Source organism: Pseudomonas sp. PvP009, from assembly GCF_017832995.1.
Lineage (GTDB): Bacteria > Pseudomonadota > Gammaproteobacteria > Pseudomonadales > Pseudomonadaceae > Aquipseudomonas > Aquipseudomonas syringae.
On record NZ_JAFIBG010000001.1, the window covers coordinates 913,016 to 937,977 of the forward strand.

Here is a 24,962-nt window from a genome sequence, read left to right on the forward strand (position 1 = left end):
GGCTACAAGGATGTAGCCATTAAAGGCCCCGACTGAAGAGTCGGGGCCTTTTCTATGGGCGCTACGAAACAGATCAAGGGAAGCAGGGGGGATCAGTTGCGGCGTTTGCTCTCGATGCCCACCAGGCGCCCGCCTTCGAAGCGCAGGTACTGATACATGCCGTTATCAGGACCGTATATCCACTCCTCGATCCGCACGGCTTCGGACCTTCGATAATTGCTATTGAAGGTTTCCTGAGTGCCGAGCACTTCCTGGCTGACCGGTTCGCCGCACTTCTGCTGGACTTCGAACGCCCGGTCACCGGTGCTCACCAGTTGGCTGCCGCAACGCAGGGTCGAACTGGCATACGCTGATGCGACAACTGACCCGGCCATGGCGGCGAGGGTCAGGTTGATCAGTCGTTTGATTCGGGTGTGTGCCAAAGGCTTCATTCGCTGTCGAGGTGGAGGGGGCTGATGACTTTACCATCCGGTTGGGCCTGGCCCAGTTGCGCGTCGACGAAGTACACGCGAGCGTCTTCGAGCTTGCCCTTGTCCACCAGGTAATCCTTGATGCTGCTGGCTCTGCTCTGGCCCAGTTCGCGCAGCAGCACCTCGTTGCTGCTCCAGAACTTGAGTACGGCGGCACGCATCTGGGCAGCACGTTGTTCCTTGCCCAGACTGGTCCATTCAGCGGGCGGTTGCTGTTTCAGGCGTGTCCTGTAGATACCTTCGAGCATAGGCGCCTTTTCCTCTTCCGGGACCTCTATCAAGCCGGCCTTGGCTGGAACCTTGTCGCCGCGTCGCTGGAGGATCTTGTAATACGTGTACTGGTATTCGCGTTCCAGCCTTTGCTGGGCGATCAATGGACCGTCACTGCTGGCGGCGCTGGTGCCTTCGATCTCCAGCTTCAGGTCCGGACGCTCCTTGAGCGCCACCGAGAGCTTGTCCAGGGCCTTTTGCGCCTCTGCCGACAAGTCACTGGCGCCTGGCGCGAAACTTACGCTGCCGAGGTCCTCGGAGCTTCCACCGGCAACCAGCCCGCCGAGCATCTTGAACGGGGCCTGCGCGGCACGCAGTACCAGGTTGCGCAGGGTCTGCCAGACAATCGGCATGACGCTGAACTGCGGGTTGTTCAGGTCGCCTTCGATGGGCAGCTCGAGGGAAATGCGCCCCTTGGTATCCTTGAGCAGTGCGACCGCCAGACGAATAGGCAGGTCCAGCGCATCCGGGCTGTCGACCCGCTCACCCAGTTGCAACTGCTCCACCAGCACCTTGTTCTGGGCCTTGAGCTGACCCTTGGTGATCAGGTAGTGCAGGTCGAGATTGAGCCGGCCCTTGCGGATCCGGAAGCCTGCGAATTTGCCGGAGTAAGGGGTCAGGTTGGTCAGCTCGACGCGCTTGAAGCTGGTGGTGATATCCAGACTGGCCATCGGGTCGAACGGGTTGAGGCTGCCCTTGATGGTCACCGGCGCATAGCGGTCGACCTTGCCCTCGATGTCCACCGGTGCCGGTGTAGGCTTGCGGTTGTCGATGGTGCCGATACGACCGTTAAGCTGCTGCACGGCGGTGGCGAAGTTGGGGGTCAGGGTCATGTCGGCAAAGTTTGCCGAGCCATTGTTGATATTCACTTCACCCACGTAGATCGCCAGCGGGTTTTCCTTCTTGCCTGCGGCTTGGGTTTTGGCTGCCTTTGGCTGGGCGGCGGTCTTGCCGGTAGCTGCGTCGGCTGGCTGCGGGATCAACAGATCGTCGATGTTGGTGGTCCGGTCCTCATTGATCATGAAGCGCGCGTAAGGCTGATCCATGTTCAATTTGGCAATCGACAGGCCCTTGCCGTGCTGGTAGTCCAGGCCCTCCAGCGCCAGTTGCTGCCACTTCAGGAAGTCGCGCTGTTTGAGCGTATCCAGCGTGTGCAACTGATTGACCTGCGCTTTACCGGTGACGTTGAACGCCAGTGGCTCGGTGCTTTTCAGGTCGACCGCCAGATCGCTGCCGAGCATGCCGCTGCGCAGCTCCAGACGAATGAACGGGCTGATGTAGGCCTGGGCGAGGCGCAGGTCGATGTCGCGGGTGGTTACGTTGAGTCGTGCGCTGACCGGGTTGAGGTTCACGTCACCGGCGGCAGTGAGATTGCCCTGTTTACCCAGCCCGGTATCAAGCTTGAGCGTGAAGGGCGCCTTGTTCAGGCTGTCGAAATTCTGGATGTCCAGATTCAGCGGGCCAACGTCCAGCGCGACCGGCTCTTGAGGCACGCGATCTGCCAGATGGACCATGTAGTTGCGCAACTGCACATCCCGCAACAGGACCTGCCAGGGTTTGCTCTGCGCCACAGGTTGAGCGCTGGCTTTGGCTGTGGTCTCGGTGGCCGGGGCTGGCTCGGCGGCTTTTTCGTCCACAGCCGGGGTGTGCGCTGCTGCGGGCTTGCCCGCTTGGCTGGCAAACAGTTTTTGCCAGTCCAGTTGCCCGTCGGCTTCACGCGCGGCCCAGGTTTCCAGCTTCTGGCTGCGCACCTTGCCTACGGTAACCAGCTGCTTTGCCAGGTCGACCGATGTTTCGCTGATGTCCAGGCGTTGCAGGCGTACCAGCGGGCGACCGTCGGGAGCGTTGAGCGCGAAAGGCGCGACACTGGCTGACACGTTGGTCAACTTCAGCTCGGTTTCCTTGGACAGATTCAGTGTGTAGGCCGTGCTGAAATTCAGCACGCCGTCCTCGAGCGCCAGCGGCAAGGCATCACGCACGTAAGGCCACCACAGCTTCATCTTGCTGTCAGTGACTTTCAGCGTGCCCTCGGAGGCGATCGGGATCAGGCTGATACGGCCGACCCAGTCGATCTGCCCACCGTCCGGACCCGCTGCGACCAGGGTCATGTCGGCATTGTCTTCAGGCAGAGTGCTGAGGTTCTTTAGCTCGAAATCCAGCGCGTCGTAAAGAAACTCGATGGGCTGGCTGGGGCGCAGGTCCTGGAAGTGAACGTAGCCTCCCGCCAGTTTGATTTCGTCGATACGCAGTGGGAATGGCTTAGTGGCGGGTTCGTCCTTTGCCGGTTCGCTGGCGGGCAGCTTGAACAGTTGTGCCAGATTGAGCTTGCCCTGTTTGTCGAACAGCAACTCGGTGCGCGGTTTGATCAGCTCGACGCGTTGCAGATGCAGAGCCCGCGTCCACAGACTGTTGATTTGCAGATTGGCATAAAGCTTTTCAAACGCGACCTGCTCCTTCCCCGGCGTACCGATGTTCAGGCCCCAAAGTGTCAGCTCCAGGGTGAAGGGGTTGAATTCCAGGCGTTCGAGCTTTGCTGGCACCGTGGCGTAATTGGCCAGTTGCTGGTTCGCGATCCGCAGAGCGACGCCGGGAAGAATGAAAAATCCCAGCAAACTGTAGAGCGCGATCACAGCCAGCAGGGAGCCAAGTGTGCGTTTCAATCCTCTGGACATGGGCAGCGGCGTCTCTCTCTTTTGGAAGCCCTTGGAGTATGGCATGCCTGTTCGGTTCCGAAGGCACTGCCATCGCGGCTTGTAGGAACTTTCCGGTTGTACTTTACGATATCAAGCGCCGGATCAGAGTTGCAGGATCAGCGTTTTCAGCGGCGGTTGATTATCCTGAGACGGGAAGTCTGCGGCTGGGCGCATCTCCTGGCAGTCGCGCACCGGACGCCCGGCCTTGGTGGCACAGCGCAGTACCTGCTCACGCCAGTCCTGCATGCTGACTTTCGCCAGATTGTTGCAGCAGATCAGCACACCATCGTCCGCCGTGGTCAACAGCGCAGGTTTGAGCAGGCTTTGATAATCGCGCAGCAAATCAACGGTGCCGAACGCGCTCTTGGCCCAGGCCGGTGGGTCGAGCAGGACCAGATCATATTGGCGCTGTTGCAGTTTCACGTAGCTGGGCAATTGCTGGCTGCGGCGCGCGGCAATGGGCAGCCCGGCCAACTGGCGGATCGCCGGAAAATAATCCGACTGGATGAATTGCATGGGCGGCAGTTGCGGATTGAGCGCACCATTCTCGCGACCCACCGCCAGATTGCCCTCGGCGAAGTCCAGGTTGCACACTTCACTCGCGCCACCGGCCGCAGCACTCAGACCGACGCCACAGGTGTAGGCGAACAGGTTCAGCACGCTTTTGCCGGCGCTGTGCTGCTTGACCCAGCCGCGTGTGTTGCGCAGATCCAGAAACAATAGTGGGTCCTGGCCTGCATGTCGGCCGCGGACCCGGTAATTGAGCCCCCATTCGTGGCCGACATGATCGGCCAGCGCTGCTTCTTCAGCCTTGTACACGGTGTCGTGGCGATCCACGCGCGAGTTGCCTTGCGAGCGATCGTTATAGACCAGCAGGGTGTCCAGGCCCAGGCGCGTGTTGACCTGTTCATGCAATGCCAGCAGGGCATCGCGATCCAGGCGGGTGTGAAAACTCTGCACCAGCAATTGCGGGCCGTAGCGGTCGATTGTCAGCCCGCTGGCACCCTCCTGGCTGCCGTGAAACAGTCGATAGCAGTCCGTGCCCTGCCCATGCAATTGGTCAAGCAACGCCTGGCGATGATCGAGGGCGACGCTGAGCGCCTGATTCAAGGAAGACATGCTGAGCGCCTCGGGCTGGAATAAGGCGCGGGAGTTTACCAGTTACCGGGCGCCGGAAGTTTTTGAAGTCTGCCATGCGCTTGATCTACTGCGTTGTCATACAGCGCCAATATTCCCCTGTTACGGTGCTTTTTTGCCTGTCAGCGAGGGGATAACCGTGAGCCAGTTCGATCTCAAGCGTCGCCGTGTCATCCAGGCCGTCGGAACGGTAGGTGCAGGTCTGCTGTTACCAGGTGTTGCGCCGGCAGTCATCGCCTCGGTGCAGGATCGTCCGAAGATGATGGATGGCGTGCAGTCCGGCGATGTGTTCGGCGACAAGGCGATCGTCTGGAGCCGTAGCGACCGGCCCTCGCGCATGGTCGTCGAGTGGGACACACGCAGCATGTTCACCCAGCCACGCCGTGTGGTGTCGGCGCTGGCCGATCAGCGTAGCGACTTCACCGCGCGGGTCGAGTTGAGCGGGCTGCCGGTCGATCAGGCGATTTTCTACCGGGTGTCTTTCGAGGATGCGCAGAGCGGTGTCGTCAGCGAGCCATGGTTCGGCCATCTGCGCAGCACGCCGCAGCAGCGCCGCGACATCCGCTTCGTCTGGAGCGGCGACACGGTGGGGCAGGGCTTTGGCATCAACCCCGATATCGGCGGCATGCGTATCTACGAAGCCATGCGTTTGCGCTTGCCGGACTTTTTTATCCACAGCGGTGACACCATCTACGCCGACAGCCCGGTGCCGGAGCAGCTCACCACGGAGGGCGGACGCGTCTGGCGCAATATCACCACCGAGGCGAAGAGCAAGGTAGCGGAGACCCTCGACGAATACCGGGGTAACTACCGTTACAACCTGATGGATGAAAACCTGCGCCGCTTCAACGCCGAAGTGCCGCAGATCTGGCAGTGGGATGATCACGAAGTGACCAACAACTGGTCGCCCAGCAAACAGCTCGATGATCGCTACAAGGTCAAGGACATCGGCCTGCTGTCCTCGCGTGCCCGCCAGGCTTACCTGGAATATGCGCCGCTGCGCTTGCAGGAAGCCGACAACGGCGGGCGCATTTATCGCAAGATTCCCTACGGTCCGATGCTCGACGTGTTCGTCCTCGATATGCGCAGTTACCGCGCCGGCAACGATGCCAACCTGGCCGACAAGCCGGGTCCGACCACCGCATTCATGGGCCGTGAGCAACTGGACTGGCTCAAGCGCGAGCTCACTGCATCGCGTGCGCAGTGGAAAGTGATCGCGGCGGACATGCCCATTGGTCTGGGCGTGCCGGATGGCGAGGTCAGCCCCGGCGTACAGCGTTGGGAGGCCATCGCCAACGGCAATGACGGCCCGGCGTTGGGGCGTGAGCTGGAGGTCGCCGAATTGCTGGCGTACCTGCGCGCGCAGAAGGTTCGCGATTGTGTCTGGCTGACGGCCGACGTGCATTACTGCGCCGCGCATCATTACCAGCCGGATCTGGCCGTATTTCAGGACTTCGACCCGTTCTGGGAGTTCGTCGCCGGGCCATTGAATGCCGGTAGCTATGGTCCCAACGTGCTGGACAAGACCTTTGGTCCCGAGCTGGTGTTCCAGAAGGCGCCCCCTGCGCAGAACACCTCGCCGTTTGCGGGTTTTCAGTTCTTTGGCGAAGTGAATATCGACGGGCAGACCGGTGAGATGACCGTGGCACTGCGCGATCTGGACGGGGTCTCGGTTTTCGAGCGCAAGCTCCAGCCTGTGAAGGAAGTCAGTCGCATCGTCTGAGAAGCGGCAGTCGCGGTGGGGGATCAGGGTTTCGGAAATTCCGTGCAACATGCTCGCCGTCGGTGGCCTATCATGAGCTACCTAACGACGGGACCGGACGCGTTGCATGCTGGCTATTTTTCTCGAAACCCTGAACATCACCGCCCCGGTGTTTGCCATGCTGTTTCTGGGCGTGTTCCTCAGGCGAATCGGCGCGATCAATGATGGTTTCATCGTTGCGGCTTCCGGTCTGGTGTTCAACGTCACCATGCCTGCGCTGCTGTTTCTGGGCATTATTCACGCCGACCTGCGCACCGCCCTGCAGCCCAAACTGCTGATTTTTTTCAGCATCGCCACGCTTCTGAGTTTTGCATTCGCCTGGTGCTGGGCGATCTGGCGCTGCCCGCACGAAGAGCGCGGGATCTACGTCCAGGGCGCGTTTCGTGGCAATAACGGGGTTATCGGTCTGGCCCTGGCGGCCAGCATGTACGGGCCTCCTGGCATTTCACTGGGCGCCATTCTCGCCGCGCTGGTCATCGTCTTCTACAACACGTTATCGACGGTGGTATTGGCGGTTTACAGCCCGGTGATCAAGTCCGATCCCTGGAGCATCTTCAAAAGCGTGCTGGCCAACCCACTGATCATCAGCGTGATCATCGCCTCACCCTTCGCTTACTTCGCCATCGGCCTGCCCAAATGGCTGGAAACCTCTGGCAGCTACCTGGCCCAGATGACCCTGCCGCTGGCACTGATCTGCATCGGCGGCACGTTGTCGCTGGCTTCGTTGCGCAAGAGTGGAAAGCTGGCTATCAGTGCCAGCGTCATGAAGATGATCACGCTGCCAGTGCTGTGCACGCTGGCCGCCTGGCTGGCGGGTTTTCGCGGCGCTGAACTGGGGATTCTGTTCCTGTATTTCGGCAGCCCGACAGCGGCAGCCAGCTACATCATGGCGCGCACGGCCAACGGCAATTACGAACTGGCCGCTGCGATCATCGTCATCACCACGCTGGCGGCAGCAGTCACGACCAACGTGGGGATTTTCATCCTGCAATGGGGCGGCTGGATTTAATCCGCTTTGACGTAACTGTCGATCACTTCCTGCGCCGCACGAAACGCGTCGATGGCCGCTGGCACGCCGGCGTACACCGCGCAGTGCAGCAGCGCTTCGCGAATCTCCTCGACCGTGCAGCCATTGTTCAGTGCGCCACGAACGTGGCCTTTCAGTTCTTGCGGGCATTTCAGGGCGGTGAGGGTGGCCAGGGTGATCAGGCTACGGGTCTTCAGCGGCAGGCCCTCGCGACTCCAGACGCTGCCCCAGGCGTGCTCGTTGACGAAATCCTGCAGCGGCTGGCTGAACTCGGTGGCATTCCCCAGCGCGCGGTCGACGTAGACATCGCCCATCACCTGGCGACGGATCTGTTCGCCTTCGCTGATCGTCTTGTCTGTCATGGCCTTGCTCCTTGTATCAATGCGGGTTGGAGGTCAGTGCTGGCGTCGCCAGGCGCGAATTGTGCCCCAGACAACCACAGCGCCCAGCACAGGTAACACCAGCGTGAGCATTTTGCTTTCAAGCCGTTCGGCCAGCGCCATACCGGTGCTGATCGACAGGATATGCAGCCCGTAGGTCAGGTACAACGACAGCAGAAACAGGCCTTCCAGACGGTCTATCCGGTATCCGGAATAGAACAGCGGCACGCACAGCAACGACACGCCGAGCATGATCGGCAGGTCGAACACCAGTGCATTTGGCGAGATCGTCAGCGGCACCGGGGCGACCAGTGCGGTCAGCCCCAGAACGCCCAGCAGATTGAACAGGTTGCTGCCGATCACGTTGCCCACGGCAATATCACGCTCACCACGAAACGCTGCGATCAGCGACGTCATCAGTGCCGGCAATGATGTGCCAATGGCAATGATGGTCAGACCGACGATGCGTTCGGAAAGCCCCAGGTGTATGGCAATCACCACTGACGCGTCGACCAGCAGGTGTCCGCCAGCGGTCAACAGCAGCAAGCCACTGGCAAGCATGAGGATGCGCGTGAAGGTACGAGGTTTTTCGGTTGTCTCGGCCTGTCCGTGACGCGGCGCATGACCGCCTTGGCGGATGATGACGATCAGGCAGAACAGCAATCCGGCAAGCAGCACTGCGCCGTCCAGTTTGCTGAATTCGCCGCTCCAGGACAGGCCGATAGCCAGCAGGCAGGCGCCAATCATCAGCGGAATGTCGACGTGCAAAACCTGACGGGCAACGCGTAACGGAATGATCAGCGCGCACAGGCCAAGGATCACCAACACATTGAAAATGTTACCGCCGATGACACTGCCCACAGCGATGTCGGTGTTATCGGCAAACGCGGCTTGCAGGCTTACTGCCATCTGCGGCGCGCTGGTGCCCATTGCCACGACGGTCAGGCCGACGATCAGTGGCCGGACCTTGAAAATCGCCGCCAGATGCACCGCTGCGCGCACTGACAGTTCTGCCCCGATCAGCAGCAATAACAAGCCACTGAGCATCTGGATGAGCGCGGGGGCGGGCAAGGCCGATAGCTGGAGAATACGAGTGTCCTTATCGGAGGTGATCGAGAGCTGGGGTTAATCCAGGGCCTGTACGCGGACTGGCGCTGTCCCGCTGCGCAGCATACCCAGTTGTTCGGCCGCTTCGCGAGAGACATCGATCAGACGGCCGCGCGTGTGAGGGCCGCGATCGTTGACGCGTACCACTACCGACCTGTCGTTGTCGAGGTTGGTGACTTTGACGCGCGTGCCGAAAGGCAGCTGTCGATGCGCAGCGGTCAGCGCATTCTGATTGAACGGTTCGCCGCTGGCAGTGCGGTTGCCATGATGGCGGGCGCCGTAATAAGCGGCGGTGCCGGTCTCGTCATAACCATGGGGGTCGATGATGTGATTAGCGCATCCTGCCAATAACGTCAGCAGGCTGCAGGCAAAAATAAGGCGGCGCATGGGGTGGGTTCCTGAGTGCCGGAGTAGTTGTGGTTGACGCTCGTGCCAAGGCTCCATGTCGGCATGCATTTCGTGACGCTCCGCGTCATAACCCGGTGTCGCAGCGCGTACTCGACAGCGGACGCAGAGCGTCCGGAACTGCATTCCCACACAGAGCGCTCATCGTTATGCACAAGTCATGAAGAGCCCAGAAGGCGGGGTCTTTGACCGCAATCGCGATGTGAATAAAGACCTCTGTGGGAGTGAGCTTGCTCACGAAGACCTTGGTCCAAACGCCCTGTCTCTAGAGGCTGTACCGGCCTATTCGCGAGCAAGCTCGCTCCCACAAGACTCGTGTATAACGCTGATCGCATAGCGTGGGAACGAGAGTGACGAGGATCAGCCCTCCAGCTTGGCCTTCAGCAGTTCGTTGACCTGCTGCGGGTTGGCCTTGCCTTTGGAGGCTTTCATCGCCTGACCGACGAAAAAGCCGAACATCTTGCCGCGTTTGGCTTCGTCCGCGGCACGATACTGTTCGACCTGTTCCGCGTTGGCTGCCAGCACCTCGTCGAGCATCGATTCAATGGCGCCGCTGTCGGTGACCTGCTTCAGACCGCGTTTTTCGATGACTTCATCGGCGCTGCCTTCACCATTGGCCATTGCTTCGAAGACCATTTTCGCGATCTTGCCGGAAATGGTGTTGTCGGTGATGCGCTTGAGCATGCCGCCTAACTGCTCTGCACTGACCGGCGACTGATCGATCTCCAGGCCCTGCTTGTTCAGCAGGCTGCCCAGCTCGACCATGACCCAGTTGGCTGCCAGTTTGGCGTCACCGCTGATGCTCACTACCTGTTCGAAGTAGTCAGCCTGCTCGCGGCTCGAAGCCAGTACGCTTGCGTCGTAGGTCGACAGACCGAACTGGCTCTGGAAGCGTTCGCGTTTCTGCGGCGGCAGCTCTGGCAAGGTGGCGCGGGTTTCTTCTAGGAACGAGTCCTCGATGATCACCGGCAACAGATCCGGGTCGGGGAAGTAACGGTAATCGTTGGCTTCCTCCTTGCTGCGCATGGCGCGGGTTTCGTTGGTGTTCGGGTCATACAGGCGCGTCTGCTGGATAACCTTGCCACCGTCTTCGATCAGATCGATCTGGCGCTGAATCTCGCTGTTGATCGCTTTTTCGATGAAGCGGAACGAGTTGACGTTCTTGATCTCGCAACGCGTGCCGAACTCGACCTGGCCCTTCGGACGAATCGATACGTTGCAGTCGCAGCGCAGCGAACCTTCTGCCATGTTGCCGTCACAGATGCCCAGGTAGCGGACAATCGCGTGGATGGCCTTGACGTAAGCCACGGCTTCCTTGGCGTTGCGCATGTCCGGCTCGGAAACGATCTCCAGCAGCGGGGTGCCGGCACGGTTCAGGTCGATACCGGTCATGCCCTGGAAGTCTTCGTGCAGGCTCTTGCCCGCATCCTCTTCCAGGTGCGCACGGGTGATGCCGATGCGCTTGACGGTGCCGTCTTCAAGGGGGATGTCCAGGTGGCCCTTGCCGACAATCGGCAGCTCCATCTGGCTGATCTGATAGCCCTTGGGCAGGTCCGGGTAGAAGTAGTTCTTGCGGGCAAACACGTTGTGCTGGCCGATTTCGGCGTTCACTGCCAGGCCGAACTTGACGGCCATGCGCACGGCTTCCTTGTTCAGCACCGGCAATACGCCAGGCATGCCCAGGTCGACGAGGCTGGCCTGCGTGTTGGGCTCGGAGCCGAACGTGGTCGCGCTACCGGAAAAAATCTTTGATTGGGTCGAAAGCTGGGTATGAATCTCCAGCCCGATGACGACTTCCCATTGCATGTGTTTCTCCTCAGAAGCCTTCAGGTGCGCGAGTGTGCCAGTCGGTGACTTGCTGATACTGATGCGCCACATTCAAGAGACGGCCTTCCTGGAAATACGGAGCGAGCAGCTGCACGCCGACCGGCAGACCGTCGACGAAGCCCGCAGGCATGGACAAGCCAGGCAGGCCCGCCAGGTTGGCGGTGATGGTGTAGAAGTCTTCCAGGTATTCGGCAATCGGATCGTTGGTCTTGGCGCCGATTTTCCAGGCCGGGTTGGGCGTGGTCGGGCCGAGAATCACGTCGACATCGGCGAACGCACTCATGAAATCGTTCTTGATCAGGCGACGGATTTTCTGCGCCTGCAGGTAGTAGGCGTCGTAGTAACCCGCCGACAGCGCGTAGGCGCCAACCATGATGCGTCGCTGGACTTCCGGGCCGAAGCCTTCGGCGCGAGAGCGCTTGTACAGATCAGTCAGGTCTTTCGGGTCTTCGCAGCGGTAGCCGAAACGCACCCCGTCGAAGCGCGACAGGTTGGACGAGGCTTCTGCTGGCGCGATGACGTAGTAGGCCGGGATCGCGTGCTGCAGGTTCGGCAGGCTGACTTCTTTGACGATCGCGCCGAGCTTTTCCAGCTCCTTGACACTTTCATGCACCAGCTGCGCGATGCGTGGGTCGAGGCCTGCGCTGAAATATTCTTTCGGCACACCGATACGCAGGCCCTTGAGCGAGGTATTGAGGCTGGCGGAGTAGTCCGGAACCGGCTCGTCGATGCTGGTCGAGTCCTGCGGGTCGAAACCGGCCATGCCTTGCAGCAGCAGTGCGCAATCTTCGGCCGTGCGTGCCATCGGTCCCGCCTGATCGAGGCTGGATGCGTAGGCAATCATGCCCCAGCGCGATACGCGGCCGTAGGTCGGCTTGAGGCCAGTGAGGTTGGTCAACGCTGCAGGCTGGCGAATCGAGCCACCGGTGTCGGTGCCGGTCGCGGCGGGCAACAGACGTGCAGCAACAGCAGCTGCCGAGCCGCCCGAAGAACCGCCAGGGACGCATTCCAGGTTCCACGGGTTTTTCACCGCGCCGTAATGGCTGGATTCGTTGGCCGAGCCCATGGCGAATTCGTCCATGTTGGTCTTGCCCAGCGTCACTGTACCGGCCGATGCCAGACGCGAAACCACCGTGGCGTCATAGGGTGCCTTGAAATTGTCGAGCATCAGCGAGCCGCAACTGGTGCGGATGCCCTGGGTGCAGAACAGGTCCTTGTGGGCCAGCGGGGCACCGAGCAGCGGGCCGTTTTCACCGGCTGCACGGCGCGCGTCTGCCGCCTGCGCCTGGGTGATGGCCAGGTCTTCGGTGAGGCTGATGAAGCTGTTGAGCTGCGGGTCGAGCGTCGCGATGCGCGACAGCAGAACGCGAGTCAGCTCTTCGGAAGAAAACTTTTTATCGGCGAGTCCGCGAGCGATCTCGGCCAGAGTCATTTGATGCATGCAGGCGCTTTCCCTTACTCGATGACTTTCGGAACCAGATACAGCCCGTCTTGGACCGCTGGTGCGATGGCTTGGTAAGTGTCACGACGATTTCGCTCGGTGACGGCGTCTTCGCGCAGGCGCTGGGTGGCTTCCAGCGGGTGAGCCAGCGGCTCGATGCCAATGGTGTCGACCGCTTGCATCTGATCGACCAGCCCAAGAATATTGTTAAGTGCTTCGGTGGTACGCGGGATATCGGCGTCATTGAGGCCCAGTCGGGCCAGATGAGCGATCTTTTCCACGTCGGAGCGTTCAAGCGCCATGGGGTATCTCCAGTGGAATGCTTATGGATTTGCTTTGTTGCCAATTGCGGAACACTATCGCGTTATTACTGTCTCAAGCCGCTAACGTCGAGGGTGGTGTTCGGAAAACCGCCAATTTAGCATATTGGCTCCTTGCCCAAAATCCCTGTCGTTGTTAGAGTTTGCCGCACTTTTTTTACCACGCGTTCCCTAGGGTCCCTTTCCCATGTTCAAGAAACTGCGTGGCATGTTTTCCAGTGATCTATCCATCGACCTGGGCACTGCCAACACCCTTATTTACGTGCGTGAGCGCGGTATCGTTCTGAATGAACCCTCTGTCGTTGCCATTCGTACTCACGGCAACCAGAAGAGTGTCGTGGCCGTCGGTACCGAAGCCAAGCGCATGCTGGGCCGTACTCCAGGCAACATCGCAGCCATTCGTCCAATGAAAGACGGCGTTATCGCCGACTTCAGCGTCTGCGAAAAAATGTTGCAGTACTTCATCAACAAGGTTCATGAAAACAGCTTTCTGCAGCCCAGCCCTCGTGTGCTGATCTGCGTTCCGTGCAAATCCACTCAGGTCGAGCGTCGCGCCATTCGCGAGTCGGCCCTGGGTGCAGGCGCACGCGAAGTATTCCTGATCGAAGAACCGATGGCCGCTGCAATCGGTGCCGGTTTGCCGGTGGAAGAAGCTCGCGGTTCGATGGTTGTCGACATCGGCGGCGGTACCACCGAAATCGCCCTGATCTCCCTGAACGGTGTGGTGTATGCCGAATCCGTACGGGTCGGCGGTGACCGTTTCGACGAAGCGATCATCACCTACGTGCGCCGCAATTACGGAAGCCTGATCGGCGAATCGACTGCCGAGCGCATCAAGCAGGAAATCGGTACTGCCTATCCGGGCGGTGAAGTGCGCGAAGTCGACGTCCGTGGCCGCAACCTGGCCGAAGGCGTTCCACGTGCGTTCACCCTGAACTCCAATGAAGTGCTCGAGGCACTGCAGGAGTCGCTGGCGACCATCGTTCAGGCGGTCAAGAGCGCTCTGGAGCAATCGCCTCCGGAACTGGCCTCGGACATCGCCGAGCGTGGCCTGGTCCTGACCGGTGGTGGTGCGCTGCTGCGTGATCTGGACAAGTTGCTGGCGCAGGAAACCGGTCTGCCGGTGATCGTCGCCGAAGACCCGCTGACCTGTGTAGCGCGTGGCGGTGGCCGTGCGCTGGAAATGATGGATAAGCACACCATGGATCTGCTCTCCAGCGAATAATTCGCCGGGGTGCCTTTCACGGAGTCTTTTGTATGCAGGTGGCGGATATGCTACCTGTATGCATCAGGCTGACGCCGAAACAGGGTGCCTATCTCTTTCATTTGTCCAGGCCGGTTACATACCGCATGAATAATTGCCAATCGAAGTTCGATCCAACGATCGCATGCCCCGGAGGAGCGGCCTATTAAACCGCTTTTCTCAAAAGGCCCGTCGCTGGGTGTACGTCTGCTGGTGCTGGCCGTTCTGTCGGTTGCGTTGATGGTTGTCGACGCCCGCTTTACGATCCTCAAGCCCGTGCGCAGCCAGATGTCGATGGTGCTCATGCAGTCCTACTGGATCGTCGACCTGCCACAGCGTCTGTATCAAGGCGTCGCCAGTCAGTTCGGCAGCCGCACAGAGCTGATCGCCGAAAACGAAAAACTCAAGACTGAAGCCCTGCTTTTGCAAGGTCGCCTGCAAAAGCTGGCGGCACTGACCGAGCAGAACGTTCGGCTGCGTGAGCTGCTGAACTCTTCGGCGCTGGTCAACGAAAAGGTCGAGGTCGCCGAGTTGATCGGCATGGACCCGAACCCCTTCACCCATCGCATCATCATCAACAAGGGCGAACGCGACGGCGTGGTGCTCGGCCAGCCTGTGCTCGATGCGCGCGGCCTGATGGGGCAGGTGGTCGAATTGATGCCCTATACCTCACGCGTTCTACTACTGACTGACACGACCCACAGCATCCCGGTGCAGGTCAACCGCAACGGTCTGCGTGCCATCGCCAGTGGCACCGGTAACCCGGAGCGTCTGGAGCTTCGGCATGTGGCGGATACCGCAGACATCAAGGAAGGCGATCTGCTGGTCAGTTCGGGCCTTGGTCAGCGTTTCCCGGCCGGTTACCCGGTGGCGACGGTCAAGGAGGTGATTCACGACTCCGGCCAGCCGTTCGCGATCGTTCGTGCGGTGCCAACCGCCGCGTTGAATCGCAGTCGCTATTTGTTGCTGGTGTTCTCTGACGGCCGCTCGCCGGAAGAGCGCGCTGCCGATGCGGCGCAAGCACAGGAATCCCTCGACAAGGGCGTCGAGCCTTCCGTGATGGCAACACTGCCGCCGCCGACACCGGCTTTCCCGATGTGGCCGCAGGCATTCGTTCCGGTCTTTCCGGGCAGCACGCTGACGCACAAGCCGGCGGCGCAGTCGGCGACACCTGCACCGGCGGCAACGCCCGCGACACCTGCAAGGCCTGCCGCCCGGCCTGCGGCGTCACAGCCGCCTGCCTCCAGACCTTCCACTGCCCGGGAGCCTATCGATGGTTAGTCATGTTTCCGGGCGCAACGGCTGGGTGGTCTGGCTGACGTTTGCGATCGGTCTGCTGCTGAGCGTTTCGCCGCTGCCGCAATTCATGGAAATCTTCCGGCCGCTGTGGCTGGCTCTGCTGCTGACCTTCTGGGTTCTGGCGCTGCCGCACAAATACGGTATGACCACCGCTTGGATATTGGGCCTGATGGAGGATGTGCTGTACGGCACATTGCTTGGCCAGAATGCCCTGATCCTCAGTCTGATTACCTTTCTGGTGATGTCCTTGCAGCAGCGCCTGCGCATGTTTCCGATGTGGCAACAGTGCCTGGTGCTATTGGTGGTATTCGGTCTGGCGCAGCTTGCGCAACTCTGGCTGAGTGCGCTGACCGGCAACCGTCAGCCTACGCTGGCGCTGGTGCTGCCCGCGTTGGTCAGCGCTCTGTTGTGGCCCTGGATCAGTTATGGCCTGCGTGGATTGCGCAAACGTTTGAAAATCAATTAAGCGCAAGGTGAGCGCGACGCCTCGCTGCGTTGTTCGCGCTCACCCGCACAGACACGGAGATGTCCTTATGCCCTCGCTTTATCTGGCTTCTGGCTCGCCGCGCCGCCGCGAACTTCTGACTCAGATCGGTGTGCCCTTTACCGTACTGAGCGCTCAGATCGACGAAACTCCTTTCGACCATGAAACCCCGGCTGCCTATGTCGAGCGTCTTGCGCTGGGCAAGGCTCAGGCCGGGCTATCCGTGCTGTCAGCCGAACAACAGGCATGCGTGATCGGGGCCGACACGGCGGTGGTGCTCGATGGACGCATTCTCGGCAAGCCGGTCGATGAAGCGGATGCGCTGGCCATGCTCATGGCCCTGTCCGGGCGCGAGCATGACGTACTGACGGCTGTCGCGCTCTGTGATCGGCAACGCAGCGAAACCCGTATTGTTACCAGTCGTGTGCGCTTTCGCCCGATTCAAACCCATGAAGCCCAAGCCTACTGGACCAGTGGTGAGCCCGCCGACAAGGCTGGCGGCTATGCCATCCAGGGGTTGGCAGCGATTTTCGTCGAGGGTCTGCAAGGTAGCTATTCTGGGGTGGTGGGTCTGCCCCTGTGCGAAACCGCAGAACTGCTTGGCCATTTCGGCATACCCTGCTGGCAATGCCTGGAAGGTGACAAGTCATGAGTGAAGAGATTCTGATCAACATCACGCCGATGGAATCGCGCGTGGCCGTAGTGGAAAACGGGGTTCTGCAAGAGGTGCACGTCGAGCGCACCCAGCGTCGCGGCATCGTCGGCAATATCTACAAAGGCAAGGTTGTGCGGGTGCTTCCCGGCATGCAGGCGGCGTTCATCGACATTGGTCTGGATCGCGCGGCGTTCATTCATGCATCGGAAATATCCATGCGTGAAGGGCCTGCGGTCGAGAGCATCGCGTCGCTGGTACATGATGGCCAGAGCCTTGTCGTGCAAGTCACCAAAGACCCGATCGGCAGCAAGGGCGCACGGCTGACCACGCAACTCTCCATTCCGTCGCGTTATCTGGTGTACATGCCGCGCACCGCGCATGTGGGCATCTCGCTGAAGATCGAGGACGAAGCCGAGCGCGAACGACTCAAGAAAGTGGTCAGCGATTGTGTTGCCCAGGAAGGTATCAAGGAAGCTGGAGGTTTCATTCTGCGCACCGCTGCCGAAGGCGCCGGGGCTGATGAAATCCTGATGGACATCCGCTATCTGCGCAGGCTCTGGGATCAGATCGGCGAGCAGATCAAGACGGTCAGCCCACCCACGGTGATTTACGAAGATCTGGGCCTGGCGCTGCGCACCTTGCGCGATCTGGTCAGCCCGCGCATCGAGAAGATCCGTATCGACTCGCGGGAAACCTTTCAGAAAACCACTCAGTTCGTGGCCGAGCTGATGCCGGAAATCGCCGACAGGCTCGAGCACTATCCGGGCGAGCGGCCGATCTTCGACCTTTATGGGGTCGAGGACGAAATCCAGAAAGCGCTCGAGCGCAAGGTGCCGCTCAAGTCGGGCGGCTATCTGGTAATCGATCCAGCCGAAGCGATGAGCACCATCGACGTCAACACCGGCGCGTTCGTGGGGCATCGCAACCTCGAAGAAACCATCTTCAAGACCAACCTGGAAGCTGCCACGGCCATCGCCCGGCAGCTGCGCCTGCGCAATCTGGGCGGCATCATCATCATCGATTTCATCGACATGGAAGACGGTGAACACCAGCGTCAGGTGCTGCGCACGCTTGAGAAGCAGCTGGAACGCGATCACGCCAAGACCAACATCATCGGCATCACCGAACTGGGTCTGGTGCAGATGACCCGCAAGCGCACCCGCGAAAGTCTCGAACAGGTGCTGTGCGAACCGTGTCATTGCTGCGCAGGGCGGGGCAAGCTGAAGACCCCCGAGACCATCTGCTACGAAATCTTCCGGGAAATCCTTCGCGAGGCCAGGGCCTATCAGGCAGTGGGCTATCGTGTTCTGGCCAATCAGCGCGTGGTGGATCGCCTGCTCGACGAGGAGTCCGGCAACGTGGCTGAACTGGAGAGCTTTATTGGCCGCACTATCCGTTTTCAGGTAGAAACCATGTACTCGCAGGAACAATACGACGTGGTGCTGCTCTGAGGGTGCTGATCGTTTGAAATCTATGACAAGTGCCCTAAGGGTTTCTGGCAGGTATGCCGTTTTATCGAGAATGATGCGTGGCGAATGAGCAAAACCTGTACCTGACCGCACCTGCGCATCCGAGCCGGAATCCGTTCGCCGACTCTGCTCCTTGCACCCCGCAGTGGAGGGCCTCCTGAGATGGGACGTCTTCCTCGCCTCGTCGCAACCCTGACCCGCTGGGGGCTGAGCCTGTGCGCACTGATTTTGGTGCTTGCGGCGCTGTACGTGAGCCTCGGCCGTCAATTGACGCCGCTGGTTGCCGAATACCGTGTCGACGTGGAAACCCGTGCCAGCAGCGCGCTGGGCATACCGCTGAGCATCGGCAGCCTGGAGGGCAGCTGGAGCCGCTTTGCCCCGGTACTGCTGGCCCACGACGTGATGGTCGGCGAGGGTGCCAGTGCCCTTCGTCTGGATCGCGTAAGGGTTGTTCCTGACCTTTGGGAGAGCCTGCTGGCGCGTGACGTGCGCATCGCTCATCTCGAGGTGGACGGCCTGCAGTTCAGCCTCAGGCAGGATAAGGACGGCGCATGGTCGGTTCAGGGCTTGCCGGTGCACAACGACAGCCCGTTCGACCCCGAGCAGGTGCTCAGGCAGATGCAGATGGTCGCGCATTTGTCGTTGCTCGACAGCCAGGTCACGGTGCAACCGTTTGACGCCGCGCCGCTGACCCTCACCTATGTAAACCTCAGTCTGGACACCGGCAGCTACGCCCAGCGACTTGACGCACGCCTGACCCTGCCGGATGGTCAGCCGGTCGCGCTCAACGTGCGCTCGCGCATCCAGGCCAGTCAGTGGAAGGACGGCGAGGCCGACGTCTACGCCAGCCTGCCGCAAAGCGACTGGGCCAAGTGGCTGCCGAAAAGCCTCACTCGCGAATGGACACTGTCGAAGCTGCAGGCCGGCGGCGAGGTCTGGTTGAGTTGGGGCAAGGGCACCGTGCAAAGCGCGACCACGCGTCTCAATGCACCGCAGGTCAAAGGCGTTTATGCCGGTCGCAAACCGTCGACGATCGATAACCTTGCGCTGAACGCATGGTTTGCACGGACTGATACAGGTTTCGACCTGAACCTCGATTCACTGGCGATGAGCCTTGGCGACACGCGCTGGGAAAGCCGTGTGCAACTGACGCAAACCGCCGCGACCCCTGACAGCGAAGAGCTCTGGCATGTACAGGCGGATCGTCTGGACCTGACGCCTGTCACGCCGCTGATCGACTCGCTCGCGCCCCTGCCTGACAAGGCCATGGCAGTGGTCGACGGCCTCAAGGTGACAGGCGGGCTGCATAACGTGCTGCTCGACTACCGGCCGCAGGCAGTCGGCGACAAGCGCCTGAGCTTTGCCGCCAATCTGGACAAGGTGGGTTTCAACGCGTATCGCGGGGCGCCTGCGGCCGGAAATGTCACCGGTGCCATCAGCGGTGATCTGGGGCAGGGCGAGCTGCGCCTCGACACCGACGACTTCATGCTGCACCTGGACCCGATCTTCGCTAAACCCTGGCGTTACCAGAAGGCCAATGCCCGTCTGACCTGGAAACTGGATGACCAGGCGTTCACGCTGATCGCCCCGTACATCAAGGTGCTCGGCGACGAAGGCAAGATTGCGGCGGACTTTCTGATCAAAATTCATCTCAATCATGATCAGGAAGACTACATGGACCTGCGGGTCGGCATTGTTGACGGCGACGGCCGTTACACCAGCAAGTACCTGCCGACCGCGCTCAGTCCTGAGCTTGATCACTGGTTGCGCACCGCCGTGGTGAGTGGCGCGGTCAAGCAGGGGTTCTTCCAGTATCAAGGGTCGCTGAACAAGAACTCGCCCGATACGGCGCGTGTCATTAGTCTGTTCTTCGATGTCAGCAACGCAACACTGGCGTTCCAGCCGGGCTGGCCGTCGCTGACCGGGGTGGATGGCAAGGTCTACGTCGAAAACAGCGGTGTACGTGTCAAGGCAAGCAAAGGGCAGTTGCTGGATACCAAGGTCAGCAATGTGCTGGTCAATATTCCTCATGTGCCGTCAGGTCAGGACAGTCACCTGCTGGTGGACGGTAATTTCTCCGGAAACCTGGTCGACGGCCTGAAGATTCTCCAGCAGGCGCCCATCGGTACGGGCAGCACGTTTGCCGGCTGGCAGGGCGAGGGCCCGCTGGACGGCAAGCTGAAGCTGGATATACCGCTGGCCAAGGGCGTCGAGCCAAAGGTCGTGGTGGACTTCAGCACCGACAATGCGCGCTTGAAACTGGCTGACCCGGTGCTGGAGCTGACCCGCCTGAAAGGCGACTTCCGTTTTGACAGCTCCAGCGGGCTGAGCGGCAAGGGCATCAAGGCCCAGGCATTCGATCGCCCTGTCACCGCAGAGATCGCCGCCGAGGGCAAGCCTGGCGACAACGTGACGCGCATTGTGGCGAACGGGCAAATCACCGTGAAGCGGCTCACCGACTGGCTGAACGTGACCCAGCCGTTGCCGGTCTCCGGTGACCTGCCGTATCAGTTGCAGCTGATTCTGGACAGCAAGGACAGCCCGCTGGTAATCAACTCCACGCTCAAGGGCGTGGCGATCGACTTGCCCGCACCGTTTGGCAAGACCGCCGAGCAGGAGCGCCCCAGCGAATTCCGCATGACCCTGCAAGGCGCGGAGCGCAGGCTCGGCGCGGCCTATAACGATCAGGCCAACTTTGCGTTCGCAGCACCGAGTGGCAAGTTTGCCGAAGGTCGTGGCGAGCTTTATCTGGGGCGCGGCGGGGCGATCGTGCCGGACGCCAAGGGCTTGCGGATCCGCGGGGAGTTGTCCGAACTGGACATCGCGCCCTGGCAGGAACTGGCCGCTCGCTACACGGGGAATGATCCGGGCGGCAACGCAAAACAACTGCTTAACAGCGTTGATCTGCAGATCGGCAAACTGACCGCGATGGGCACCACACTCAATGACGTGCGTGTCCAGTTGCAGCGCAGCGCGGCAGCCTGGGCCCTGTCGCTGGACAGCGCGCTGGCCAAGGGAACGGCAACGCTGCCCGACGCCAAGTCTGCACCGATCGGCGTCAACATGCTCTACGTTCGACTGCCTGCATCCGACCCGACAGCGACCGTGGTGGAAAACGCGCCTGATCCTCTGGCGGATATCGACCCGCACAATATCCCTGCGCTGGACGTGAAGATCTCCCAGCTGTTTCAGGGCGATCAGTTGCTCGGGGCCTGGGCATTGAAAACCCGGCCAACGTCTGCCGGCATGCGCATTTCGGACATGAGCCTGGGGCTCAAAGGCATTCTGCTGGAGGGTGACGCTACCTGGGAGGGTACGCCCGGGGCCAGCAGCAGTTCGTTCAAAGGCCGTCTGGCGGGCAAGAACCTCGCGGATGTGCTCAAGGCCTGGAACTTCGCACCCACTGTCACCAGTGAACGCTTCGAGATGAACGTGGACGGACGCTGGCCGGGTTCGCCTGCCTGGGTCGGTCTGAAGCGCTATTCCGGTAGCCTGGATGCCACGCTGAACAGAGGTCAGTTCGTCGAAGTCGAGGGCGGTGCTCAGGCGTTGCGGGTGTTCGGACTGTTGAATTTCAACTCCATCGGCCGGCGTCTGCGCCTGGACTTCTCCGACCTGCTGGGCAAAGGCCTGAGCTACGACCGGGTCAAAGGGCTGCTGGTCGCCAGCGACGGTGTCTATGTGACGCGCAACCCGATCACCCTGACCGGGCCGTCGAGCAATCTGGAACTCAACGGTACGCTGGACATGGTTCGCGATCGTGTCGATGCGAAGCTGCTGGTGACCTTGCCGGTGACCAATAATCTGCCTATCGCTGCACTGATTGTCGGCGCGCCCGCCATTGGCGGGGCGCTGTTTCTGGTCGACAAGCTGCTGGGCGACCGGGTTGCGCGTTTCGCCAGCGTGCAATACAAGGTCGAAGGGCCCTGGAAAGAGCCGAAGATCACGTTCGACAAGCCATTTGAAAAGCCCCAATAGCGTCTCATGGAGTACAGTGGTGGCCATGTCATTCAGGAGCGGGTTGCCATGTCCTTCGCGGTGATTCAGATGGTCAGCCAAAGCGATGTCCTGGCCAATCTGGCCAGCGCCCGACGTCTGCTGGAACAGGCAGCCGAAGGTGGCGCGCGGCTGGCGGTACTGCCCGAAAACTTCGTCGCAATGGGGCGCCGCGACGTCGCCGATATCGGGCGTGCCGAGGCTCAGGGGCACGGGCCGATCCTGCGATGGTTGAAACTGGCCGCTCGCGACCTCAAGTTATGGATTGTTGCCGGAACCTTGCCACTGCCGCCGGATGAGCGGCCGGACGGCAAGGTGACGGCGTGTTCGCTGTTGATCGATGAGCACGGTGAGCAGGTGGCGCGTTATGACAAACTGCATCTGTTCGATGTGGATGTCGCTGACAACCGTGGCCGCTATCGTGAATCGGATGACTATGCTCATGGGAGCAGGGTGGTGGTAGCCGATACGCCTGTGGGGCGTCTAGGGCTGACCGTCTGTTATGACCTGCGCTTTCCCGAGTTGTACACCGCGCTGCGTGAGGCCGGTGCTGAACTGATTACCGCGCCGTCAGCGTTCACTGCGGTAACGGGTGCTGCGCACTGGGACATTCTGATCCGCGCGCGTGCCATCGAAACCCAGTGTTACGTGCTGGCGGCGGCACAGGGCGGGGTCCATCCGGGGCCTCGCGAGACTTACGGACACGCGGCCATCGTTGATCCATGGGGCCGCGTACTGGCCGAGCAGGCGCAGGGTGAAGCGGTGCTGCTGGCCACACGCGACAGTGAAGAACAGGCGTCCATACGGGCGCGGATGCCGGTGTCCAGTCACCGGCGCTTTTTTTCGCAGGACGCCATGCGGCCTGCTTCGGAGTGAATATGAGTGATCTGTCCTCAGTCAGCGAACACCTTCTGGCACCCGGCGGCCTGAGCCTCGACAGCCTGCAGTCCGTGCTGGGCGATCTGGCCGGGCCAGGAATCGACGCGGCCGATCTGTATTTTCAGGGCATGATCTCCGAGTCCTGGTCGCTCGAAGACGGGATCGTCAAGGAAGGCAGTTTCAATCTTGATCAAGGCGTGGGCGTGCGTGCCCAGTCGGGTGAGAAAACCGGCTTTGCGTACAGCAACGCGATCACCCCCGAGGCCCTGCGCACCGCTGCACAGGCCGCGCGCTCCATTTCTCGCGCTGGCCAGAATGGTCGCGTGCAGGCTTTCACCTCGCAGGACGTGGCGCAGTTGTATGCCCCGGATAACCCGCTGGAAGTGCTGAGCCGCGCCGAGAAGGTCGAGTTGCTCAAGCGCATCGACGTTGCGACGCGTGCGCTGGACTCGCGTATCCAGCAGGTTTCGGTGAGCATGGCCGGTGTCTGGGAGCGCATCCTGGTGGCCGCCGCGGATGGCAGCCTGGCCGCCGATGTACGCCCGCTGGTGCGTTTCAACGTCAGTGTCATCGTCGAGCAGAATGGCCGTCGCGAGCGGGGCGGGCATGGTGGCGGTGGGCGTACCGACTACCGTTATTTCCTGACCGACGATCGCGCCATGGGCTATGCCCGTGAGGCCCTGCGTCAGGCACTGGTCAACCTGGAAGCGATTCCCGCACCGGCAGGCACCTTGCCGGTGGTACTCGGCTCCGGCTGGTCCGGTGTGCTGCTGCACGAAGCGGTCGGCCACGGCCTTGAGGGCGACTTCAACCGCAAGGGCAGTTCGGCCTACAGCGGGCGCATGGGCGAGATGGTTGCGTCGAAACTCTGCACCATCGTCGACGACGGCACCCTGGCGGGGCGTCGTGGCTCGCTGAGTGTCGATGACGAAGGCACACCGACCGAATGCACGACGCTGATCGAGAACGGCGTGCTCAAGGGCTACATGCAGGACAAGCTCAATGCACGCCTGATGGGCGTGGCCCGCACCGGCAACGGCCGTCGCGAGTCCTATGCCCACCTGCCGATGCCGCGCATGACCAACACCTACATGCTGGGCGGGCAGAGCGATCCGCAGGAAATCATCGCCTCAGTGAAGCGCGGCATCTACTGCGCCAACCTGGGCGGGGGTCAGGTGGATATCACCAGCGGCAAGTTCGTGTTTTCGACCAGTGAGGCCTATTTGATCGAAGACGGCAAGATTACTGCGCCGGTCAAAGGGGCTACCTTGATCGGTAACGGGCCGGAAGCCATGAGCAGGGTGTCGATGGTGGGTAACGATCTGTCGCTGGACAGCGGCGTCGGTACGTGCGGGAAAGATGGCCAGTCGCTGCCGGTCGGTGTGGGTCAGCCTACGCTGAAAATCGACGCGATCACTGTGGGTGGCACCGGTAGCTGAACGTGAGTCGGGGCCGGCTGCTTGTTGCTGCCGGCCCCGAGGATGAAATCAACGCAGACCGCGTTGAAGTTCGTCCAGCTCACGGATGTATTTGAAGATTTTGCGGCTGGTGGCCGGCGGTTTGTTACGTGCAACTTCGTGTTGCGCCTGACGGATCAGCGAACGCAGCTGCTGACGGTCGGCATCGGGGTATTCGACAACGAACTTCTCGAGGTCGGCGTCATCGCCCGCGATCAGGCGATCACGCCAGCGCTCCAGATTGTGGAAACGTTCATTGTATTGGCGAGTGGAGGCATCGAGTTGGTCCAGCAACACCAGAATGGCTTCCTGGTCCTGATCGCGCATCAGCTTGCCGATGAACAGAATATGCCGCTTTCGCGCGATGTTCGCCGTGTGCTTGGGCGCTTCGGCCAGGGCCTTGCGCAAAGCGTCGGTCAGCGGCAGCTTGGCCAGCACATCGGCTTTGAGTGTTGTCAGTCGCTCGCCGAGGTCGACCAGAGCATGCAGCTCTCGTTTGACCTGGGTTTTGCTTTTCTCCCCGTCGAGGGAGTCGTCGTAAGAATCAACCATGGGGGCAGTCCGCAAAGAAACGCCGCCATGATAACCAGTCGTGGGCCGCTTGTCCGGCCCGGTCGGTATTCGGCCTGTGCTGAAAGAAG

20 protein-coding genes are annotated in these 24,962 nt (G+C 61.0%); 10 read left to right on the plus strand and 10 right to left on the minus strand.

Annotation, left to right across the window (positions count from 1 at the left end; translation table 11 throughout):
• Positions 1-92: 92 nt before the first annotated feature.
• The 3 genes from JOE29_RS04050 to JOE29_RS04060 form a co-directional block, all read right to left on the minus strand.
• Positions 93-431: a DUF2845 domain-containing protein gene (locus tag JOE29_RS04050; protein ID WP_003340594.1), complete on the minus strand. Its 339-nt coding sequence runs from the start codon at positions 429-431 to the stop codon at positions 93-95.
• The gene (locus JOE29_RS04055) at positions 428-3,412 is read right to left on the minus strand and encodes a DUF748 domain-containing protein (RefSeq protein ID WP_210078815.1); all 2,985 of its coding nucleotides are present in this window, start codon (positions 3,410-3,412) and stop codon (positions 428-430) included. Before JOE29_RS04055 ends, JOE29_RS04050 begins: the two co-directional genes overlap by 4 nt.
• Before the next feature lie 123 nt (positions 3,413-3,535).
• Positions 3,536-4,552, minus strand: coding sequence for a class I SAM-dependent methyltransferase (locus JOE29_RS04060; RefSeq protein ID WP_210078816.1), 1,017 nt, complete (start codon positions 4,550-4,552; stop codon positions 3,536-3,538).
• A gap of 157 nt (positions 4,553-4,709) precedes the next feature.
• Between JOE29_RS04060 and JOE29_RS04065 the strand changes: the two genes are divergently transcribed.
• Both JOE29_RS04065 and JOE29_RS04070 read left to right on the plus strand, forming a co-directional pair.
• Positions 4,710-6,293 carry an alkaline phosphatase D family protein gene (locus JOE29_RS04065; RefSeq protein WP_024648076.1) on the plus strand — a complete coding sequence of 528 codons (1,584 nt, stop codon included), beginning with the start codon at positions 4,710-4,712 and terminating at the stop codon, positions 6,291-6,293.
• Between the two features lie 106 nt (positions 6,294-6,399).
• Positions 6,400-7,341 carry an AEC family transporter gene (locus JOE29_RS04070; RefSeq protein ID WP_016568918.1) on the plus strand — a complete coding sequence of 314 codons (942 nt, stop codon included), beginning with the start codon at positions 6,400-6,402 and terminating at the stop codon, positions 7,339-7,341.
• Here the strand turns inward: JOE29_RS04070 and JOE29_RS04075 are convergent.
• From JOE29_RS04075 to gatC, 6 genes are all read right to left on the minus strand, one after another.
• On the minus strand, positions 7,338-7,721 hold the full coding sequence (locus JOE29_RS04075; protein WP_003340604.1) for a carboxymuconolactone decarboxylase family protein: 384 nt from the start codon (positions 7,719-7,721) through the stop codon (positions 7,338-7,340). The genes JOE29_RS04070 and JOE29_RS04075 overlap by 4 nt on opposite strands.
• Positions 7,722-7,754: 33 nt before the next feature.
• Positions 7,755-8,786 carry a calcium/sodium antiporter gene (locus JOE29_RS04080; RefSeq protein WP_003340605.1) on the minus strand — a complete coding sequence of 344 codons (1,032 nt, stop codon included), beginning with the start codon at positions 8,784-8,786 and terminating at the stop codon, positions 7,755-7,757.
• 78 nt (positions 8,787-8,864) lie between these two features.
• Positions 8,865-9,233 carry a septal ring lytic transglycosylase RlpA family protein gene (locus tag JOE29_RS04085; protein ID WP_003307318.1) on the minus strand — a complete coding sequence of 123 codons (369 nt, stop codon included), beginning with the start codon at positions 9,231-9,233 and terminating at the stop codon, positions 8,865-8,867.
• A 378-nt stretch (positions 9,234-9,611) separates the two neighbouring features.
• Positions 9,612-11,057 carry an Asp-tRNA(Asn)/Glu-tRNA(Gln) amidotransferase subunit GatB gene (gatB, locus tag JOE29_RS04090; protein WP_003313612.1) on the minus strand — a complete coding sequence of 482 codons (1,446 nt, stop codon included), beginning with the start codon at positions 11,055-11,057 and terminating at the stop codon, positions 9,612-9,614.
• A 10-nt stretch (positions 11,058-11,067) separates the two neighbouring features.
• Positions 11,068-12,519, minus strand: coding sequence for an Asp-tRNA(Asn)/Glu-tRNA(Gln) amidotransferase subunit GatA (gatA, locus tag JOE29_RS04095; RefSeq protein ID WP_003395221.1), 1,452 nt, complete (start codon positions 12,517-12,519; stop codon positions 11,068-11,070).
• Positions 12,520-12,533: 14 nt separating this feature from the next.
• The gene (gatC, locus tag JOE29_RS04100) at positions 12,534-12,821 is read right to left on the minus strand and encodes an Asp-tRNA(Asn)/Glu-tRNA(Gln) amidotransferase subunit GatC (RefSeq protein WP_210078817.1); all 288 of its coding nucleotides are present in this window, start codon (positions 12,819-12,821) and stop codon (positions 12,534-12,536) included.
• A 205-nt stretch (positions 12,822-13,026) separates the two neighbouring features.
• On the opposite strand from gatC, the gene mreB reads away from it, so the two are divergent.
• The 8 genes from mreB to tldD all read left to right on the plus strand — a co-directional run bounded on the left by mreB (position 13,027) and on the right by tldD (position 24,303).
• A complete protein-coding gene (mreB, locus tag JOE29_RS04105; RefSeq protein WP_002555108.1) occupies positions 13,027-14,064 on the plus strand; it encodes a rod shape-determining protein MreB in 1,038 nt (345 codons plus the stop codon).
• 183 nt (positions 14,065-14,247) lie between these two features.
• A complete protein-coding gene (gene mreC, locus JOE29_RS04110) occupies positions 14,248-15,363 on the plus strand; it encodes a rod shape-determining protein MreC (RefSeq protein WP_074907226.1) in 1,116 nt (371 codons plus the stop codon).
• Positions 15,356-15,847, plus strand: a complete 492-nt coding sequence (gene mreD / locus JOE29_RS04115; protein WP_003364106.1) for a rod shape-determining protein MreD — start codon at positions 15,356-15,358, stop codon at positions 15,845-15,847. The genes mreC and mreD overlap by 8 nt, the downstream gene beginning before the upstream one ends.
• A gap of 67 nt (positions 15,848-15,914) precedes the next feature.
• Positions 15,915-16,517, plus strand: a complete 603-nt coding sequence (locus tag JOE29_RS04120; RefSeq protein ID WP_074951651.1) for a Maf family protein — start codon at positions 15,915-15,917, stop codon at positions 16,515-16,517.
• Entirely contained in the window at positions 16,514-17,971 is a 1,458-nt protein-coding gene (gene rng, locus JOE29_RS04125; RefSeq protein WP_003364105.1) for a ribonuclease G, read from the plus strand. The genes JOE29_RS04120 and rng overlap by 4 nt, the downstream gene beginning before the upstream one ends.
• A gap of 180 nt (positions 17,972-18,151) precedes the next feature.
• On the plus strand, positions 18,152-21,967 hold the full coding sequence (locus JOE29_RS04130; protein WP_210078818.1) for a YhdP family protein: 3,816 nt from the start codon (positions 18,152-18,154) through the stop codon (positions 21,965-21,967).
• Between the two features lie 48 nt (positions 21,968-22,015).
• On the plus strand, positions 22,016-22,861 hold the full coding sequence (locus JOE29_RS04135; RefSeq protein WP_210078819.1) for a carbon-nitrogen hydrolase family protein: 846 nt from the start codon (positions 22,016-22,018) through the stop codon (positions 22,859-22,861).
• A gap of 2 nt (positions 22,862-22,863) precedes the next feature.
• Positions 22,864-24,303 (plus strand): metalloprotease TldD, encoded by a 1,440-nt coding sequence (tldD, locus tag JOE29_RS04140; protein WP_003413412.1) that lies wholly within the window; start codon positions 22,864-22,866, stop codon positions 24,301-24,303.
• A gap of 48 nt (positions 24,304-24,351) precedes the next feature.
• Here the strand turns inward: tldD and yjgA are convergent, their stop codons facing one another.
• Positions 24,352-24,873, minus strand: a complete 522-nt coding sequence (yjgA, locus tag JOE29_RS04145; RefSeq protein ID WP_003364101.1) for a ribosome biogenesis factor YjgA — start codon at positions 24,871-24,873, stop codon at positions 24,352-24,354.
• Positions 24,874-24,962: the final 89 nt, after the last annotated feature.

Bases quoted from the DNA above. Each gene is read 5' to 3' on its own strand.
- JOE29_RS04050 (WP_003340594.1), bottom strand. From the start codon at position 431: ATGAAGCCTTTGGCACACACCCGAATCAAACGACTGATCAACCTGACC.
- mreB (WP_002555108.1), top strand. From the start codon at position 13,027: ATGTTCAAGAAACTGCGTGGCATGTTTTCCAGTGATCTATCCATCGAC.
- JOE29_RS04130 (WP_210078818.1), top strand. From the start codon at position 18,152: ATGGGACGTCTTCCTCGCCTCGTCGCAACCCTGACCCGCTGGGGGCTG.
- yjgA (WP_003364101.1), bottom strand. From the start codon at position 24,873: ATGGTTGATTCTTACGACGACTCCCTCGACGGGGAGAAAAGCAAAACC.
- mreD (WP_003364106.1), top strand. From the start codon at position 15,356: ATGGTTAGTCATGTTTCCGGGCGCAACGGCTGGGTGGTCTGGCTGACG.
- JOE29_RS04070 (WP_016568918.1), top strand. From the start codon at position 6,400: ATGCTGGCTATTTTTCTCGAAACCCTGAACATCACCGCCCCGGTGTTT.
- JOE29_RS04060 (WP_210078816.1), bottom strand. From the start codon at position 4,552: ATGTCTTCCTTGAATCAGGCGCTCAGCGTCGCCCTCGATCATCGCCAG.
- rng (WP_003364105.1), top strand. From the start codon at position 16,514: ATGAGTGAAGAGATTCTGATCAACATCACGCCGATGGAATCGCGCGTG.
- JOE29_RS04120 (WP_074951651.1), top strand. From the start codon at position 15,915: ATGCCCTCGCTTTATCTGGCTTCTGGCTCGCCGCGCCGCCGCGAACTT.
- tldD (WP_003413412.1), top strand. From the start codon at position 22,864: ATGAGTGATCTGTCCTCAGTCAGCGAACACCTTCTGGCACCCGGCGGC.
- gatA (WP_003395221.1), bottom strand. From the start codon at position 12,519: ATGCATCAAATGACTCTGGCCGAGATCGCTCGCGGACTCGCCGATAAA.
- JOE29_RS04075 (WP_003340604.1), bottom strand. From the start codon at position 7,721: ATGACAGACAAGACGATCAGCGAAGGCGAACAGATCCGTCGCCAGGTG.
- JOE29_RS04135 (WP_210078819.1), top strand. From the start codon at position 22,016: ATGTCCTTCGCGGTGATTCAGATGGTCAGCCAAAGCGATGTCCTGGCC.
- JOE29_RS04085 (WP_003307318.1), bottom strand. From the start codon at position 9,233: ATGCGCCGCCTTATTTTTGCCTGCAGCCTGCTGACGTTATTGGCAGGA.
- gatB (WP_003313612.1), bottom strand. From the start codon at position 11,057: ATGCAATGGGAAGTCGTCATCGGGCTGGAGATTCATACCCAGCTTTCG.
- JOE29_RS04055 (WP_210078815.1), bottom strand. From the start codon at position 3,412: ATGTCCAGAGGATTGAAACGCACACTTGGCTCCCTGCTGGCTGTGATC.
- gatC (WP_210078817.1), bottom strand. From the start codon at position 12,821: ATGGCGCTTGAACGCTCCGACGTGGAAAAGATCGCTCATCTGGCCCGA.
- JOE29_RS04080 (WP_003340605.1), bottom strand. From the start codon at position 8,786: ATGCTCAGTGGCTTGTTATTGCTGCTGATCGGGGCAGAACTGTCAGTG.